Origin of the sequence: Facklamia miroungae, from assembly GCF_012396555.1 — a bacterium.
Classification (GTDB): domain Bacteria; phylum Bacillota; class Bacilli; order Lactobacillales; family Aerococcaceae; genus Facklamia; species Facklamia miroungae.
In genome coordinates this window covers 273682-292644 of sequence record NZ_JAAXPS010000003.1, presented here as the reverse complement: position 1 = coordinate 292644, position 18963 = coordinate 273682, and the positions used below count along the sequence as shown (strand labels likewise).

13 protein-coding genes and 1 pseudogene are annotated in these 18963 nt (G+C 29.2%); 3 read left to right on the top strand and 11 right to left on the bottom strand.

Going from position 1 to position 18963, the window contains the following annotated elements; all coding sequences use genetic code 11:
• Nucleotides 1-574 precede the first annotated feature (574 nt).
• Both HF969_RS05030 and HF969_RS05025 read left to right on the top strand, forming a co-directional pair.
• Nucleotides 575-3262, top strand: a complete 2688-nt coding sequence (locus HF969_RS05030) for an Eco57I restriction-modification methylase domain-containing protein (RefSeq protein ID WP_090289416.1) — start codon at nt 575-577, stop codon at nt 3260-3262.
• The gene (locus tag HF969_RS05025; protein WP_090289417.1) at nt 3255-5525 is read left to right on the top strand and encodes an Eco57I restriction-modification methylase domain-containing protein; all 2271 of its coding nucleotides are present in this window, start codon (nt 3255-3257) and stop codon (nt 5523-5525) included. Before HF969_RS05030 ends, HF969_RS05025 begins: the two co-directional genes overlap by 8 nt.
• Nucleotides 5526-5527: 2 nt before the next feature.
• Here the strand turns inward: HF969_RS05025 and HF969_RS05020 are convergent, their stop codons facing one another.
• Nucleotides 5528-6829: a phospholipase D family protein gene (locus tag HF969_RS05020; RefSeq protein ID WP_090289418.1), complete on the bottom strand. Its 1302-nt coding sequence runs from the start codon at nt 6827-6829 to the stop codon at nt 5528-5530.
• Between the two features lie 705 nt (nt 6830-7534).
• Here HF969_RS05020 and HF969_RS05015 point away from each other — a divergent pair.
• Nucleotides 7535-7789: pseudogene (locus HF969_RS05015) on the top strand (transposase); the annotation flags it as partial.
• An 852-nt stretch (nt 7790-8641) separates the two neighbouring features.
• On the opposite strand, the gene HF969_RS05010 reads toward HF969_RS05015, so the two are convergent.
• From HF969_RS05010 to HF969_RS04970, 10 genes are all read right to left on the bottom strand, one after another.
• Entirely contained in the window at nt 8642-9172 is a 531-nt protein-coding gene (locus HF969_RS05010) for a replication initiator protein A (protein WP_090289419.1), read from the bottom strand.
• Between the two features lie 100 nt (nt 9173-9272).
• Nucleotides 9273-9788: an RDD family protein gene (locus tag HF969_RS05005; protein ID WP_090289420.1), complete on the bottom strand. Its 516-nt coding sequence runs from the start codon at nt 9786-9788 to the stop codon at nt 9273-9275.
• Nucleotides 9789-11310: 1522 nt separating this feature from the next.
• Nucleotides 11311-11706, bottom strand: a complete 396-nt coding sequence (locus HF969_RS05000) for a histidine kinase dimerization/phospho-acceptor domain-containing protein (RefSeq protein WP_168427162.1) — start codon at nt 11704-11706, stop codon at nt 11311-11313.
• 329 nt (nt 11707-12035) lie between these two features.
• On the bottom strand, nt 12036-12263 hold the full coding sequence (locus HF969_RS10180; protein WP_425591395.1) for a winged helix-turn-helix domain-containing protein: 228 nt from the start codon (nt 12261-12263) through the stop codon (nt 12036-12038).
• Nucleotides 12264-12320: 57 nt separating this feature from the next.
• Entirely contained in the window at nt 12321-12698 is a 378-nt protein-coding gene (locus HF969_RS04990) for a response regulator transcription factor (protein WP_090289423.1), read from the bottom strand.
• A 913-nt stretch (nt 12699-13611) separates the two neighbouring features.
• Nucleotides 13612-14469 (bottom strand): glycoside hydrolase family 191 protein, encoded by an 858-nt coding sequence (locus HF969_RS04985; protein WP_090289424.1) that lies wholly within the window; start codon nt 14467-14469, stop codon nt 13612-13614.
• A 1680-nt stretch (nt 14470-16149) separates the two neighbouring features.
• Nucleotides 16150-16464 (bottom strand): hypothetical protein, encoded by a 315-nt coding sequence (locus HF969_RS04980; protein WP_143406546.1) that lies wholly within the window; start codon nt 16462-16464, stop codon nt 16150-16152.
• A gap of 444 nt (nt 16465-16908) precedes the next feature.
• On the bottom strand, nt 16909-17070 hold the full coding sequence (locus tag HF969_RS09745) for a hypothetical protein (RefSeq protein ID WP_210727884.1): 162 nt from the start codon (nt 17068-17070) through the stop codon (nt 16909-16911).
• Nucleotides 17071-17350: 280 nt separating this feature from the next.
• Entirely contained in the window at nt 17351-17968 is a 618-nt protein-coding gene (locus HF969_RS04975) for a hypothetical protein (protein WP_090289429.1), read from the bottom strand.
• 2 nt (nt 17969-17970) lie between these two features.
• Nucleotides 17971-18954, bottom strand: a complete 984-nt coding sequence (locus tag HF969_RS04970) for a Kiwa anti-phage protein KwaB-like domain-containing protein (protein ID WP_090289430.1) — start codon at nt 18952-18954, stop codon at nt 17971-17973.
• Nucleotides 18955-18963 lie beyond the last annotated feature (9 nt).

Sequence of the window (18963 nt, the reverse complement as noted above, 5' to 3'; positions counted from 1 at the left end):
AGAAGGAGATGAAATCCCATATTTTTTTGTTAAAGCTTTGTAACCTAATTTTCCTTCAATATACTCTTCAACAACTTTTATTTTCAATTCATAAGCATATTTTTTAGACATAAAATGACCCCCAAAAAGTTAGTTTTTAACTCTAACTTTTGGGGGTCACCTCATATCCTTTAGCCTTTTTAATTATTATTTTCATAATTCACTTCATTTGTATCTGCTAAATCTTTTTTATATACTACCTCAGCATCACCACCTATTACTATTATAACTTCTAAACCAACAATACATCCAATAATACTCGATAACTCATTTAAGCGACGCTATATGCATTTGAAAATTTATCTTCATCTATTCGGTTTGCCAATGTAATATGTGGTGTTCAATTATCCTTATTATGCAATGAATTTTCAGCACTATATTTATACAAGATGTTTTGTATTTTATTATGTAAAAAAATATAATTTAACCACCTCTAAAAAAATGATTATTTTGTGTTTGTTTAACATATTCTATATGTTAAAATGATGAGGAATTATCAATAATCTATTCGTTTTGACGAACATGAGGTGTGGAAATGAAATTCAATACAATTAGTGAGATTTCTAAAAAATGGGGACTATCAGAAAGACGCATACAGTTTTTAGCATCTGAAGGAAGAATAGAAGGGGCAGCTAAGAAAAGCGGTGTTTGGTTAATCCCAGAAAGTGCAATAAACCCTTCCAAGCAAAATAAAAAAAATATCTCAAGTGATATAAAAAATAGAAGGAAATTGAAATCGATTATAAATACATTCTCAAAATTAACTGAAAATTCTTGCAGTGATTCAGAGCTTCGTACTTATTTTCTTACATCCCTAAACTGTTTACTTTTAAAAAACATCATTATGTTTGAGGAAGATGAATTAAAGAAAATTTGCGAAACATGTTTAGAAAAAATGATAAGAATAAATTCAATAGATACAGAATGCTTTGCAAAAACATTTGAATATATAGAAACTAGTTTAACAAAATCTCTTATTGATCGTCCTATTAATCTCCTTTCTTGGAGTTACCAATATTTAAATGAATATTTTTCAGATGATACATCTTTATCTAAAACTCAGTTTTTTACAGAGCAATATATGATTGATTATTTAGTGAACCATATTGATATAGAGAATCTTAAATCTAGTATCATCGACCCTTGTTGCGGTGGTGGTAATATGCTTGTTTCTGTTTTGGAAAACAGATTCAATCTAGACGATTCCTGCAAAGATATTGATTCTATAAATAAACATCTTGAAAATGTTGTAGGCATAGATATAGATAAAGATCTAGCTTTTATTGCAACATTAAATCTTCGTATTGCTTGTATAAAGGAATTATCTAAACATGTTAATACTTTAGACCATGATTTATGGCAATCAATAAAACCCAATATATACTATACTACTAATGGATCTATAACTGGAAGCCTATCTAATGAAATAAATCTATATAATACTATATCTGATGAAACTATTAAAATAAGAGGTTTATATAATTCTTTTGATGTAGTCATTACTAACCCACCCTTCGCTACTAAAAAAGGAATGAATGAAAGCTTAAGTAAGTTTTTAAATGAAAACTTTCCACTTTCAAATAGCGATGTGTGTGTGGCCTTCATTGAAAAAGCCTCTGATTTTTTAACCAAAAACGGTGTTTCATTAATGGTGGTTCAAAACGCATGGATGTTTTTAAAGACATTTGCTGAATTTAGAAAAAAATTCTTAAATGAACACTATGTTGAAGATATAGTTGATCTTGGATCAGGAGCTTTTTTTGATTTGTCTGGCGAGAAATCTAATGTTGCTCTTTTAAAATTCCATAACTTTAGAAATAGTAATAATAACTATATTTCTTTCAAAAATTTAAAGAAACTAAATATATCAAGAAAGGCACATGCCTTAAATAACTCAAACATATCTAATATTAAAATTAAACAAGATATCATCCTATCAAATGAGAAATATAGATTTGATTTTTTAAATTTTGGAACATTTAAAGACTTCTATTACTCAGGCTTAAAAGTTTCAGACTTTGCAGTGCCTATGCAAGGAACTTCTACAGGTAATAACAAAGAGCTTGTAGGGTATTTCTGGGAGCATTTTAACGACTCTGAATGGATTTTAGTTAGTAAAGGTGGCGGATACTCAAAGTGGCAGGGTTTAAATAGATATGTTGTTAAATGGGGTGAAGATGCAGAGTACATAAAAAATCAAAAAGGACATGCACTAAGAAATGTTAAGCATTTCGATAATACAGAGCTTGTTTTTAGCGATACTGGCACAAGCGGACTAAATGTCAGACTATTACTCGAAAGCCAAATATTTATTGCTTCTGGTCCAGGTATTCGCATGATAAAGGGTAATCATTTTGCTATGCTGGCATACTTAAATAGTTTACTTGCATCTTATTTTATGAGAGCTCTCTCACCAAAATTAACCATTGCGGCTGGATATATTGGAGGTTTACCTATAACAGAAGACATTGTTAACTCTGAATATTTGACCACACTTTCAAAGATTTGTATTGAATCAAAGAAAATTGTTTTAAGTAATAGACCTAATAATTTTGAATACAATGACAGTTTATTAAGTGTTCTTCCTAAAAATTTAAATGAGGCTGCAAAATATATAGTAAATATTGAGATAGATGCTGAGTTACGGAGGTTAAATGCCGAACAATCTATTGATGAATATATAAATTCAGCAGCAGAGATTTCAAAAGAAAATATTGGCCATATGTATGATGAAATTGGATTTCCAGCTTATACATTAAAAAAAAATAAAATAATTAACCTTGAAGAAGTTGATAAAAAATGGGATAAATGTACTGACTTAGTAGGAGCTATAAAAAAAGTCCGATTAAATAAACACGAAATTGGTGTTGATGGCCCTTTAGAGTTTATTTCCATGCAATTAGAAACAAATCCTTTTTCAGTAAGTTCTTACATAAAAAAAGATTTAGATAAATTTGAGCTTATACTTAGTAAGTACAAGAACTTAATTCTCCATAATTTGATTCTAAGTCACTTTAAATATTCTGTATCTAAAGGGTTAGAAGTGTCAAAAACACATATAGAAGAGCTTGTAGAATATCTAACTATGTATTTTGAACAAGATGAAGATTTTATAAAAAATTGGATAAGAAATAGTTTTAATGTAATACATAATGAAATATTTATGGGTTCTCCTGTACTAGAAGTTAAAGATAAGGTCATTTGTGAGGTTAAACATGAATAAAAACTGGCATGACAAGATTGTCTTAAACATAGAAAAACTAATTATTGATAACATAAATCAAGAAGGAAGAATGCTATGGAGAGACTTGGTTATTAAGAAAAATCAATTAAATTATCAGATCATTAATAGCCTAGCTTACCTTCTTAAAAAGTCTAATGGTTTGAAGTGGAAGTTCGAAGATGAGGTTTTAAATAGCCAGTTCTTTACTGAGCATCAAGAAGAGCTGAATATCTTTTTAAAAGATAAGATTCAAAAGATAGACCTATCCAATATTTATCAACTATTATTAGCGGATGATATAGTTTGGAATGGAGAAAAGTACGTATATGTAGTAGATAAACAACACAGAGATAATTTAGGGGCATATTACACACCTGAAGATTTGTCCTACTTTCTTACCGAAAAAACCTTCTTAACATTTTTAAAGAATAATAAGCCATCGGGCATTGATACTAAAAGTAAAGAATTTTTGGATTGGGTTTCAACTTTAAGGGTAGCTGATTTATCCGTAGGCTCTGGTGTATTCCTAACGTCTTATTTAGAAGTTGTTAAAAGCCATGTTAGCTCTAATGAGCAATTTATCAGCACGGTCATAGAAAACTTATATGGTTCAGATGTTGATCCAGTAGCTCTATTAATTTCTGAATTTAATATCTCAAATAAATATAACTTAGATTGCTCAAGGTTAAATCTAATTTTAGGTAATCCTCTTTTGAATGAGTGTGAAGGCTCTAATTTAGAGGAGTTAGCAAGTCAAAATAGATTTTATAATAAAAGTATGTCTATTATAGATAAGTTATCTAAAATTAATGGTTTTGATATTGTACTTGGCAACCCTCCCTGGGAGAAAATAAGGTTTGAAGAAAGAAACTTTTTTAGTATATTTAATCCTGAGATATCTAATGTGGCTAGAAAAAATGAAAGAAAAATTTTAATAGACGAATATAAAGAAATAAGCCCTAAAAACTATGCTTATTATAAAGAATATAAGTCAGATTATGATAGTGTTAAAAAGAATTTAAAATCTAACCCGCGGCTTAAATATTCTCTTTATGGAGAATTAAATACATATAGTTTATTTTACGAGTTATCATACAATATACTAAATGAATGTGGAAGCGTAGGATTATTGGTTAAATCATCAATGGTTAAAACACCTGCTAATGGAAAACTATTCAGGCATTTAGTTGATGAGAAACACTTGGAAAGTGTAGATATTTTTATTAATTCAGAAAAAATATTTCCGATAGACTCTCGAGAAGAGTTTGCTTTTGTAATTTCTTCAAAAACTAACAATAAATTCTTTAGTCTTCGAAGCGGAATAAGAAATTCTGATGATTATAAAGATATTCAAGAAATCGATATCACTGGAGATAACCTTGTAAAAATTAACCCAACAAATAGGATGATACCAAACTGTGATAATATGAAAGAATTCGAATTTTTATTAAGAGTTTCAAAGAAATTTAGAACTTTTGATGAAGTTTTTCCGAATGTATATTTCGGAAGACTAGTTCACTTAACAAATCATTCCGAGCATATTGGAACAAAACCAGAAGACGGAATACCTATTTATGAAGGTAAATTTATTGAAAGATATGACTCAATGTATTCAACCTATAAAGGAAAGAGTTATGAAGATAGATATAAGCCTAAAGCATCTTCTATCCTACAGACGAATAGCAAACAAATTCCTGAATCCAGATATTATATTAACCAAAATTTCTGGAAAAAGATTTCTAAAAATTACTCTGATATATTCACTATAATGTGGAGAAGTTTGACCTCAACCACTAACAAAAGAACTATGCTTGCTACAGTATTACCTTTTATGCCTACAGCTCAATCTATACAGTTCTTACAAGCTAATGACGAAAAGAAAACTATTATAATTTTAGCAATATTTAATAGTGTTATCTTTGATTACATTGTAAGATTAAAAATGCCTGGAATTGATTTGACTCAATCAGTTATAAAAGATATACCTGTACCCGAGATTAAGGACTTTGATAAAATTGTCACTTATAAAGGTTATAAAACTAGTATATATGAACATATAAAAGTTAGAATTGGCTGGTTATATAGAAATGATCCTAGGGTTTCTGATTTATTTAATAGTAAAGTTTATGCTTATAAATCGAGTAAAATAATGGAATGTGAAAAAGAGATTGATGAATTAATAGCAAAATTATATCAAACTAACGATGAAGAAATAAAAAGAATAGCAAGCAATTTTCTTGCTTACTACTCTAATAACAAATAGTTCTATTCTTCTAACTCTTTAATAATATATCCAAACTTACGGCCAGTGCTACTTCTTCCATTTGTTGCCCAGAAAACACTATTTTCCTGAAGAAGGTTTAGCTTGTCATGAGGTATAATGTTCAGTATATATTGTTCATCACTTACACCTTCAAACATTAGTATTTGGTCAATCATGTTGGTACCAATTACGCTGGTTATAGGTATATTATTCTTATTATAACCTTTAATCTGTATTCTCCAGTTAGAGTTACCTTCAGCATATTTTATAGTTGCAGGAGCATAATTTTCCCCATTAAAATTTAAAGTAATATCTTTTTCAGAAGGTTTTTCCGGATCTAAACCAAAAAACTTAACACCACCATGAACTTCATCATGGTTTTTAAAGTAGGTAGTTTCTTCTGCAGATCCTTCTTGCAGATTTCCACTCTTTGATAAATCTAATATGTTTCTAGAACCACCCGTCAGCTTTCTGGCCTCAAACCAGAAAACATCATTAATAACTTGCTCCTCACTACCTGATATCATTATAGGTGATTGAGTATCTACATCCTTTGAAGTGTTATCAGTTTTAGGAGCGGTTGTTACTAGTTCACTTCCCGATTCAACCTTAAGTTTTTGATCAGCATCCTCATCATTAGTTTCTGGTCTTTTATTGTTAGTTGAGTTTATTACTTTTATCTTCCCGAATTTTTTCTCTTCAGGTTCTTTTTTCTCGCTTGGTGTCTTAGCTTTTTTATTGATAATTTCAATTTGAAGCTCTCTTTCAAGCTTGATATAACCCATACCATGTAACTCTTCAATATCATTTTCGGATTTAATAGACATTACAAAATCATTTTCATCTTTGGTGAAATTTTTAATTGTTTTTTTTAACTCTTGCTCTATAGAAACTTCCCCTAGAGACTTATATGTAATCATTGAGCTTTCAAAGTTATTATATAAACCACCCTTTGTAAGATTATTAGACCCTACAGCTAATTTTATCGTGTCATTTTCAATTAAGGAATATATTTTAGGGTGAAAAGTAACGATATTTTCTGAATGAACGACATAAAGATTATCAGAAATTCTCAATAAGTTCTTTAAAGCTTCTACAGATGTTCCTTCTAGGTCAATTCCAACAATGAAAGTTGCTGTTCCTCCATTTTGTCTTAACTTTTCAACTTCTTTCCCAAGCAATAATACACCTGAGTTTTTAGCAAAGGCAGAAATTACATAAAAATCACCGTTTGATTGTTTTAACCAGTCCTTTATTATTTCCCCAAATGATCCATCAAAAGGCTGATTGTGTAATTTTAGCATTATATTCTCCCCTTTATATGTATTTATTATTCTAAGAATCTTCATTTCATTATATTAAACAAAGTAGAGCCTATCAAATATTTACTTCCTAATAACCCTTTCAGTACTGGGAAAGTTCCCGCTTATTAAAAAAAAATAAGTGGTTTTTTCCTATTCTATTTTTAATTGATGATAATACACCAATTGGATTTGCAAGAGAAAAGGACCTGAAGGAAATTATTGTTCTAATAAAATAACCCTAAAATTGAAAAGTAAACTTTATAATCGGCCTTCTAAGTGAATAGGCTGACATTAAAGAAACTACCAGTATGTTTCATGACGCTAGAAAAGTAATATGATGCAAGGACTCCAATAGATACTTGGATTGAAGAAACTACTAAAGTATTTATATTTTAACAAATGTAAAATCCAATAAATTTGGGTCAAATTGATGATATTAAAAGAAGAATCGAAAACAAGAAAGAAGACTAGTTCAAAAAAATCAAGGTTTTTTGAACTAGTCTTCTATGATTTATAATACTCTTTATTTCCAATGATTGCCCACATTTTTTAGTATCAAAGTATTATCATATACCTCTCGCACCCTTAGAACAGACATGTAAATCAAGGGTCTCAGAGTATCATAATCTATTACAACTCTCTGTGAGTTTTATCACCCAGGTGTTAAAGGTTCATTTAAGACAAATTAGTCCTTTTGTGCCCTTTAAAAATCGACTAATTACTGACTATATCGATCAAAGGAACTATACAAAAGCCTCTGAGACTTTAAATAATAGTTTCGAACATGCCTTTCAATACACAGTAATTAGTAAAGGCCACAATCGATTAAAAAGTACGAATCTTCTTGAACGATTGAACGAAGAAGTAAGCCGAAGAGAAAAGATTAGTCGCATTTTCCCCAATCGTGCGGCAGCCAATCGGTTAATTGGTGCTGTCCTGATGGACACGCATGACGAATAGCTCAATTCTTCAAGAAAGTATATCAAGTTTAACCAATAAGAGAGTAAAGAGCATTGTATACTACTTTACACAAGATTATGGACTTGACTATATTTCTTTCCATAAATAAAAATATTCCTTCCCCATTGCCTTTATTTCTAATTTCGATTTCAAAAAAAATTCAAATATAACGAATGCTTTCTCTTCTAATTTATTATATGATACTTTGGTATAAGAGCTATCTCTTTCAATACCTAAATCATTAAGTTTAAATGGGGAGCCTTGACTAATTCCCCAATATAATCAGCCTTATCTAGTTAAAAGCCACCATTTTGAATTTCCTTGATAATTTCAGCAAAGTTTTTGATTAAAACTCTTCTCCTTTCTTCTTCGATTAGGTGATTTGCAATGGCACTTACTAGATTTGATTTACCACTTCCCACACTCCCATAAAGAGTAAGCCTATGTTTCCTTTTTCCATCTGGTTAAACTTTTTGATAAACTTCTTGACTACAATATATGGTTGAGTGGGTCTTCCTCTAAAGCTATCAAAGGTATACTCCCACTCGACTAGTAACTTAAAACAAGCTGTCTTTAATCTCTTGATTTCTTCTTTCTTCAGCCTTTCCCATTGGCTTTCTCTTCTTCCCTTTTACATTAACAATTTCTAGCAAATATTTTTAAATAAAAAACGCTATAGAATTTATAGCTAATCTCTCATCACATTTTTTGCAATAAACCATGCCGTTCTTTATATATTTTGCCTTTTCGTTAAAGGTATAGCTTAGTTCTTTTAATTCTAACTCTTTTTTACAGATGAACTTCTTTCTCATAGTCTGTTTTTCTTACTGGTGATTTTTCTTTTTTATTGTCTTAATCTTGATAGAAGGAAGAAAGGATAGTTGATTTGTGGTCGTTATAGTCCCTACCTGTCCTTTTCATATAGGCTGATAACCTTTCAGCAAAGTTGTCTAAGTGATAGGGAATTTCTTCTCTTAATGTTTGAATCTCTTTTTCTGTTAAATAAACATTGTACAATCTTACAAAACAATTGGTATTTACTATTGTCACAAAATCTTTCACATAGATTGAATTAGACTTACCTAGCCCTTTTCTTTTGATTAAACCAATCTTTTCTAACTCAATTAGCACCTTCACTGAGGTCTGATTGGACTTGTTTAGCACTTCCATTACTTGGTCAATGGAAAAGATGATATAGACTCTCTTCTTGTCGTCCCGCCAGTTGTATTTTTTGCAGATAAACTCGTTCATTCGAGTAAACTGGATTAAAAAATTTTTAGTCAGAGGGCAGATTCTTAAAGATGTCCCACTGAATACAATCTTTGGTAGCATATAAAAGCTATATCGATCACCATCTAAATTATAAAAGTAATCAAATTCCATCAAGCCCTTCCTTTTTTTGCCTAAAGAAAGACGGTAGAATTTTATTTTTCTAACGTCTAGTATGATGTTTATTAAATTTTATTAGTTTTGTAAACTAGGGTTATTTACCATTTAATTGAACTTGAGTATTGGCAAGTAAATCACCTAAGTGTCTTTTGTCTTGTCTGAGAAGAGCCATTAACAACAATAGTAGCCCAAATGTCATACTGATAATAGACAGCACAATCGATAATGAATCAAAGTTTGTATATATGCCATGAATTGTAGATATATGTCCTAGCTGCCAAGGAAAAAATTTTATACAGTTTCTTATTAGGCTCGCTTCAATAGATTTTTTCTTATAAACAAGTATTAAACCTGACTTACTTTTTCCTAGACTTCCATCTTTTGAATAGTCTAAATAAGAAAAGATCAAAATGATAGGAATGACTGATGTCAAGATTGCAATTAGTTGAGCTTGTAATTCATTCATTTGAGGTATCCCTTTGAATAAACACATATAAATTGACATAGCTATCCCAAATAAAAGCACCAGATACAGAAGAATAACTAGATAATCAAAAAGCAACTCTTTCATCCTTTTTCTTATTGGTATTGCATTATTATTAATCAACATAATTTTTATCCTCTCATATCCCCATAAAATCTAATTTTTTAATTCATTTGCTATATATACCTCATTAAACATTATATCGTCTTTATACACTCTTTCACAAAAGTTATTGCATAATTACCAAGGCTCCTATTATAGGTAGTTCATCAGGACTAAATAAATAAGTTAAAATACTCATTGTATAGCTGTTCTTGCATCTCCTTCTATAAAAGCCGACATCCTTGCAATTAGAACAAGAAGTAGAATGATCCTAAATGATATATTTATTATATTCATTTTAAGACCTCATCTCAAATTTATACTTTCTCCTCTCTTCTGCCATGCTATCTTCCAACACTGAGGTGTTCTTTAGGTACATCTTTCTAAACATCGATTCTAAGCAAAACACCAATGTTTAATTATTTTTGATAACACCTTAAAAACCATTATATCATCCTATTCATTGGCCTTATGTCTAATCATGACAAGAAACCCAGTCAGAGAATCTTTAAAGATTGAAACCTTTAGGCTCTGTTTTACCTACTAATAGTTTTCATATTAAACTTTTTTTCAAAAGCATTAATAGACTCTTCATCGTCATCGATTATCGCAACCTTATGCATAAGTATCACATCAGTTCCCGCAGCATGATCTAACAACTTAAGATAAACATTTTATATTGAAGTTCTTCGAGTCTTTTTTTCTTAGCATTAACTGTTTTTAGAAAAGTCCCTTCTTTTAAATCTTCTCGTCATTCATCTGAAAGATGAAGAATAAATAACCTTGTTGATGTATTCGATCGAAGTATAATTCATGCCACCTTCACATCTTGTATCTGGATTTAAGATTGATTCAAATACACCACCAAAAATAGTTAGACTAACATTTGACTAATCAAAAATTGCAGATATTCTCTTCAAAATACTATCGATTATTTCTTCTGGAAATAACAAGATCTATCTTTTAAATACCTAACCATTAACATATAAGAGCGAGAAACTCATCAGTTTAATAAGATACCTTTTATGGTTTTCTTGATCTAAAACTCTAAATAGTTTTAAAAGAGCCTCTTTAAAACTTGCCGAGTTATAATTAAATTTTCTTAGATAGTCATGGAACCTATTAATAGGACAAAAAAGTTCAGCCTCTTTTGCTTAAAAATAAAAACCGAAACACTTTTCTTTTAACCTATTTCTTTTAATTGTTGAAGTATATAAAACAATTTCCAATAATTTTCCAAGATTAAGCTTTTTTATAAATAATTTGTATTGGCTCCTACATTATTGCTCAAGACCATCTTTACCCCTTGTTTTTTTCATTATTTCATCTGTAATGTACAGTCCCAGTCCCATGTTACCTACTAAGGGATTTTCACTAAAGTAGGGCTTATTATAATTATTGAGGGCTTATTGAGAAAATCCCAAGCCATCATCTTCTATTTCTACTATTAAATAACTTTCATTTTCATAAAGGGAAAGAGTTATTTGATTTTTAGCATGTCTTTTTGAATTTTTAAGAATATTAAGCAAACCTTCTATGAATCTTTCTAGGTCCAGATCGATGTTTGAGATAAATCTTTTAATTTACACCTAAAAGAAAGATTATCCTCCCAGCAATCTAATTCCTTCTTTATCATATACAATAAGTCTTTACTCTTGATTGTTCGAATGTCTAGTTCCCTATCTGCCATGTTCTGACCTATTTGGAGATTATTAACATAATCTTGAATCCTCTTTTCGCTTCTAGTCATGCGAGATAAAATTCGCTTCACTCTTTCATCATCCGGTTCATAAATTGTATTCAGCATTCCCATGTCACCACTTAGCACAGCTAGTGGATTCTTTATCTCATGTAAAATCGAATCCAATTTTTTAGAGAGTTCGTTGGTCTTTTGAATAGAATTAAAATGGTCTTTCTTTAATTCTATATTTTTCAGTATCAATTCAAAGACCTTCTTACTCAGTTCATTCTGGTCTTCTATATTCGCCTCTTCGTAATTTTCTATAAATTTAAAAATTAATTCTATTTTATGCTTATAAAATAAGTTAAAAAAAAAAGAGAAAAGAATAGGATAATCACCACAATCGGTGTGAAATCAATCAATGCTCGCAATAAATCTGAAAAAATCATACTGTGGAGAAGACTCGCTCGATCATTAAAAGCATTCTAAAAAAACTTGTAATAGCAATCCACACGGAAGCGAAAAAATTAGACTAACAGACAAATATAAATTAAATGCCCATCGAAGTTTCCAATTTTTAGAAAATTCTCTTAGCTAATCCATGAATAGCCCAGCCCCCAGTGTGTTTTTATCAAATCTTTTTCTGTATGTTCTGAAAATATATTTCTAACATTTCTGATATGCTCCGAAACCACCTGCGAACTGCCATAGGTGTCAATCCCCCTTAAACTTTCATAAATTCTTACTTTGCTAAAAATTTGATTGGGATTGTTGATGAGTAAGACTACTATTTCGTATTCAGATTTTGTCAACTCAATTTCATCACCATTAAGTTTACAGATTCCAGATTCAACAAGAAGCGAAACATTATTTGATTATGCTTGTCCTTTTCGATCACCTCTAGTTAAGTTAGTATAAATTCTAGCATAAAGCTCATCCAAAGAGAATGGCTTGGTAATGTAATCCTCTCCCCCTAACATTAGGCCTTTTATTTTATGTTCTTCATTAGATCTTGCTGATAAAAACAAAATTGGCATTAACCATCTTTCTCTTAGCTGTCTACAGATTTCAAATCCATTATTTCTGGGCAAATTGATATCTAAAAGGATTAAATCGACTCCAGATAGATCGTTAGGAATTTCATCAGAACGATAAGCTTTTAAGACAGTTATCTCTTTATTTTCTAAAAGCATTTCCTGCATATCCACGAGGTCTCTATCATCTTCAATGATTAAAAGCGGTATATTCGGCATTATAAGAGCAATTGCTTTATTAAATAATTCTTATGGTTACCCCTAGAGAATTTAATTAAAAATACATACAATAACATCTTTAATAATACTATTCGTTTCTTAGTATATTCTTCCTAATGCTTGGATTATGACTTTTTTTATCAGTCAAACATTTAAGAAGACAAGCTGCTTTTATTCTTGAAAAACTTGAAACTAAAGTAAAGTATACTCATTCAGCCCTTTCTGCTATTTAGGCACTATATCAAAATACATATATTTTATAGTGAAAATTATCCGTATGCCAAATCAAAAAACTATTCATACATTAATCAAAGATAAACAAAAGACAAAAAACATAAATTTTATCAAAGGAAAAAGGCTATATTAAGATCCTTTTACATGGCCTATTTTCTTTTGTACAATGATCTAAACTTTATCTAATAATGCATAGCTAAAAAGATTTTTTACTTATGAGTAAAATGTTAAGTTTGGATCGTTGATAAAAGATAGCTAATTTATTAATTTAAAACTCTTTCCCTAAAAATTTTGAGATTTTAAGAGGAATATTCTAACATAAAAAGACCGTAATTTTAATTTTACGGTCTAATTTAGCTATCTCTAATCAATTCATCCATTTTACTGTTCGATTTTTCAGACTTCATCCATTTTTTAACTTACTCCCACTCAATCGTTCCAATAGGCTTTGGTGCAAAGTTTTACAGCACACCGCTCACGCTTTACACTTCATGGGTAATACGGTCAACAAGGAGTTGCATCAAATCAAAAAATCATCGGTCGCAGAGATGCCCTTTTTAGTATCATCTGCTTGCACGATCAGTGCTTATTGGGTACGAAAAAAACATTTTAAGTGGTTCCTTATTGCTTAGATTAGAAGGATTAAATCCAGTCAGTAAACTTATACTATAAAAAGCAATCAATCCAACTCTATGGAATCGGATATATAATACTTAAACTGCTTTTTAGTGCAATAGGTTTGTATGGTATGTGCTAATGATTGGTTAGTGGTGTATTCAAGAAGGTAAATATCAGCACCTTCTTGGCTATACTTTGTGATATATCGCTGGTAGTGTTCTCTCTCTTTATCAATCTGCTTTGTAAGCTTTTCGCTCTCAAAATCAATAGCAGAAAAAACAGTTTCCTGATTGATACCCGTCAGAATATCACTAACCGAACCAGATTTATTGTAATATTCATCAACAAAACGGTCGCCGCCATTGATAATAACGGCTTTATCGTATTTCATCAGACCTCGAAGGATATTCGTCATACCGTTAAAAATCTTCGTACTAGGAAAGTTATAGTATACATCACAGTTGTCTACAAAAAAGCCGTCCACACCCTTCCTAGATAGTTCCCCAGCTAACCTTACTGCGATAAACGCCTGCCACTCTTCATCAGATACATCAACCCATTGTTCTTCTTCCCAATTCTCATATTCTCCCAGAAACAGAGATTTGTAATTACTAAAATAATCTCGGAAATTTTCAACAGCACCTACATTTAGATAAGAATACACCGTATGACCTTCAGCATGAAGTTTATCAATATCCTCCTTGCTGAAATATTGAGCGTCAATGACCACAATCTCATATTTGTCTAGTTTTGAAAGGTCGCTGTTATCAATGCTGAGAAAAACACCATAAGGCTCTCTTTCTGCTGGCTTACTTACGGCTGCGGTTGCCGTCTGACTTTCAGTTCCAAATGGATAGAGTGTCATTATGAAAATACTTGCTAAAACCATTATGACCTTTGTAAATTTAGAGTGCCTCATATGTCTCCTTCACGCTAAAATTTATTTTGTTGTGATATAAATAATTCCTATATAAATACTCGAACTATTTCAGGTTAATCGAGCGTTTTATTTAAATTGAAAACCACTACTCTCTTTATACGAATTAGTTACTCCTATTAGCTATCTTAAAATGAGTATAACTCAAAACCGACGAAACAATTTACATCGATTTTGCGTCGGTTTCGTCGATTTATTTATTTTATAGAATAAAAATTTACTTTAAGCTACTCGTAATTATTCCCACTCTTCTCCTATAAAAATCCTATATGTCCAAAAGGTCCATTTTGCGGCATTTTGGTTCGTTCGTTTTCTTTAAAAACGGAATATTTAAGCACATTTTTAGATTTTTTCTGCCATTCCACTTCCATTTTCAATCGCTTTTTTTACCCTATTTATTAATCCTTCTAAATATATAAAAATTGCCAAAGAAAAGTAAGAAAAAGTCTAATAAACAAAACTATAATAAGGATTGTAAAAACTAATTTTTGAAGTCTTCCTATTTCAGGTTTTTGAATAGTTTTTTCAAACTTAATTATTTCTTCTGTTTCAAACAAAATCTTATCTTTATAAATCTCTTTAATTACATCATAAGTTTTTCCTAATGATTTAATCTCTATAACATAGGCAGTAAAAATAAAATTATAGAAGGTATGAAATAATCTCTGATCCATCATAATTTACAATAATTTTAAATAGTTCAATACCTAAATATCCTAACCAAGCAAAGAAAGTAAGATTGAGTGTCCTTATTGCACTACTCTCATTTTTGGCTACTATTAAAAAATCAACCTGTAGTTGATTAAGTTGTTCAAAATAATCATCTGTTTTATCAGATATAATTCTTTTAAAAGCAAAACTACTATCCTAAATTAATCCACTTATATCTTTTAAGTTTTGTTTATTTATAATAACTTGCCTAACAATATTTATCTTAACTTCGTAAGATTCTTTATAATTTTCTTTATTAAATATCCAATCATAAACCGGAAATAAGTTTAACGCTTTAGAATCTAAGTCTAATTTTATCCTAAAGCTTTTATCCTCATACTTAAATTCTGCTGAAATATCTTCTGCTGAAATCTACTTTTATTAGAAAGAAAAAGTAAAATAAAAAATCTATCAGTAGCAAAGATTTTGGATTTGAAGTGCAAAGAATTTTATTCAAAACATTTACAGAAATTGGAAACTTACGAATCTCACCATCTATTTTGTTATCTCCAGTAATTTTCTGATAAATATTTTTATCTTTTGAATCACCATCTATTCCTTTAAACTCATGTGTAGTAGGTATGTAAATCTTAGATTTACTTTCAAAATTTTTGCAATTAAATTTAGTACAATTATTTATGGTGTTTATTTTATTTAATTTTACAATTTTTTTAAACATATATTTTTTATAGTTTTAATTAAATAATTGAGCCAAAGTTTTAATATTTTTATCAAATAATTTTTCACTATTAATATAGCGAGTAGATTGTGGTGCATAGTACTGATTCAAACCTAATTCAATTATTCTTTCATTATAAAGTGCCTTAGCTTTATCTTTAAAACACACTATTTTATAACACTTTTTATATCAGAATTAACTATATGATCAACTTCTGCATAATATTTAATACGCTTATTATTCTGAGCTTCATAAGCTGCAATATACTTGATCTACTCTTTTTTCTCATCTGAAATCCTTATGAAATACCATTTATTTTCCCCCAAAAATACTTTTTCAAACCCTTCAGGTTTTGCTCGAACAATTAAAATATCATAGGTTGGATTTTCACTATCTAATTCATCAGGTGCTTCATTTAATAGAGCTGTGGTTTCAGCATCAATATTTTTAATTTTTTTAATTTTATTAATCATTTCAGTTATCACTTTAGTCATTTCTTCTGACAATGATTCAAATTTTTCATAATCATCTTTAGTGAATAAATTTGAGTGTGTTATTTGACATCTTAAAGAATAAAATATTTCCATTTTCTTTCTAAATTCTTCACTTTCAATATTAGTGTCTGTATTTTTTTTACAAAGCGATTCCAAATTATATAAGGCTTTCCAATTCGTATAGTATTTTAAAATTATTAAAACCCTTTTTTATTTTTAATAGCTTCTACTTTTTCTCGTATTTCATCTAAAAAATCATCTGCTGTCTTTTCACTATATTTTTTTGTTAAAAAAGTTGTTAATTGATTGAAATCACTATTATATAGAAAATTATTATTTAATTTATTTTTACTATTATCTTCTAATAACTGCTTTCCAATGTTATTTACCCAGTTATTAGGTCCAAAAGAATCATTGGTTCAGTAATAAATGAACGAAGCAAGTTTTCAATATAGAACAACCTAGAATATGCTTTCTCCGCATAATATTGCGATACTCCATCTTCTAATATAAAAAGCTTTGCTCGTTAATATCCTTTTAATTTCTCATAATCTCTGTTATTAACTTATCAAAATATTCAAAGCAATGAACTCCATCTTCTTGATAAACATTTATTGTAAAATAATTACCCTTTTCCCCATTTATATTCTTTATATTAGAAATAACTTTATATTCCTTATTATTTTTCTTATCTTTCATAACTACTTCAGTTCCATCATCCGAAAAAAATATCGTACTATATAATGTTAAATATTGAACTAATTCTTTGATATTTTTAATTTTATGATTCATAATAACAATATAATTTTCACTATTCCCACTCCTTTATAGAAAAGTTGAAAGTGCTATTTACAAGGCTTTTCAATGGTCACTTTTGTGAACAAAGGGCAGTTTTTACTCAAATTATTCTCTGTTTTTTGAAGAATAGTATCATTTTAGTATCAATGATCAGATATAAAACTCATATTAAGATATAGTTTCATATCTTCTCATCAATAAGTTTACTAAAAACTACAAAATCTTCATCAGACGAAGCTAGAATTTTAACATTTTCCTTAAGGTTTATTTCTTTATTTGTGACCATATTTGTCTGAATAGTCTCTTTACTATATTTTTCATCACTTTGAAGAATAACTGCATATACTCGATATCCCATCAAATATAAAACCGGATTGATATATGTCAGATTGCTTGTAACATATACATAACCTATCAAAAACATAATAAAGAAAAAAGAAAATACATCTACTATGTTTCCTATGTCAAATCCAAAGCTAGATAATAAATATAATGAAATATAGTTGAAAAAGTAATTCGCACTTTCGTCATTATATTCTAAGACACTATAATACACTCTATTTGTTTCTGTTTTTGTCATCTTTATCAAAAATTTAAATGAAATTATAGAAACTGCTAATAGAATTAGAACCATCATTTCATCTAAACTATTAAGTGGATTATATGTTTTTATTTTCTCAACAATTTCATTTCCAGTTATAAAAGAATCTTTTATAGTAATTTTATCAAGAATGTTTCTGACTGCTAATAGTAGATACAAAGGAATGTATGAAGACACGAACATTAATACTTTTCTCATACTTACTCCAATCTATATTTGTCGATGGCAGCCGCTAACATTTTCTCGGAACTAAGAGCATCAATAACACAGTGCCTTTGCAATAAATTTAGTATCTCTGGTATATCTTTTTTTGATTTATACTCTATTTGTCCATCATCAGTAAAATCAATACTCAGCTTAAAATCTTTTACAACATTTTTTGAATTTGATTTTACTTTCTCATATTCTTCAAAACCTTTACCTAAAATTATTTTAGTAATTCTCGGCCTATATCTACCATCTTTTTTACACTCTTCTAAAAAATCATCTGAAAAAGAAATTATATTATAGTCCCTAATTTTATTTTTATTATTTTCAATAATCTCATTGAATGCATCTGTGTAGCCGAATATTGTATTGAAATTATTTCGATTAAAAATATAGTATTTCCCCATAGCAGGATTACTTTTATCAGACCCACTTAGTAAGATTGCATCTGGTACACTTGGTATTGCAAATAAAGTCTTCTTAAAAGGTACAAGTTTTTCTCCATTAAATGTAAATTTGTATGAATTCTTGAAATTTCTTCCTATCTTTACATATTTTGTAAAAATATATAGATTATTCATACCATTAGATAATTTGAAGACAAGAAATGAAATATTACTATAGTCCTCTTTAATACTGAACTTGTTTTCTTCCTCTACTTTATTTGAAATAAGTCCCAAAATTTTTGGCCCGTAGAAAATATTATCTTCTTCTAGATACTGAATTGAATCATCAAATGATATATGCAAATCATATTCATCGAGACTTTTGGTATCTACATTCTTTTCAATGAAATTTAGAGTTTCTGATATTGTTGGCTCTATGTCAGATAATGTTGTTTGTATCATGTAACCTTTATATTTAGATTTTCTTTGGCTAGATTGATTTACTGCTAAAATAGAAAAGGCTAATTCATTATCATCCTTACTAATTTCATTTTTAAATTCTCTTATTACATTTTTCAATTGACTTTTCATAATTATCCT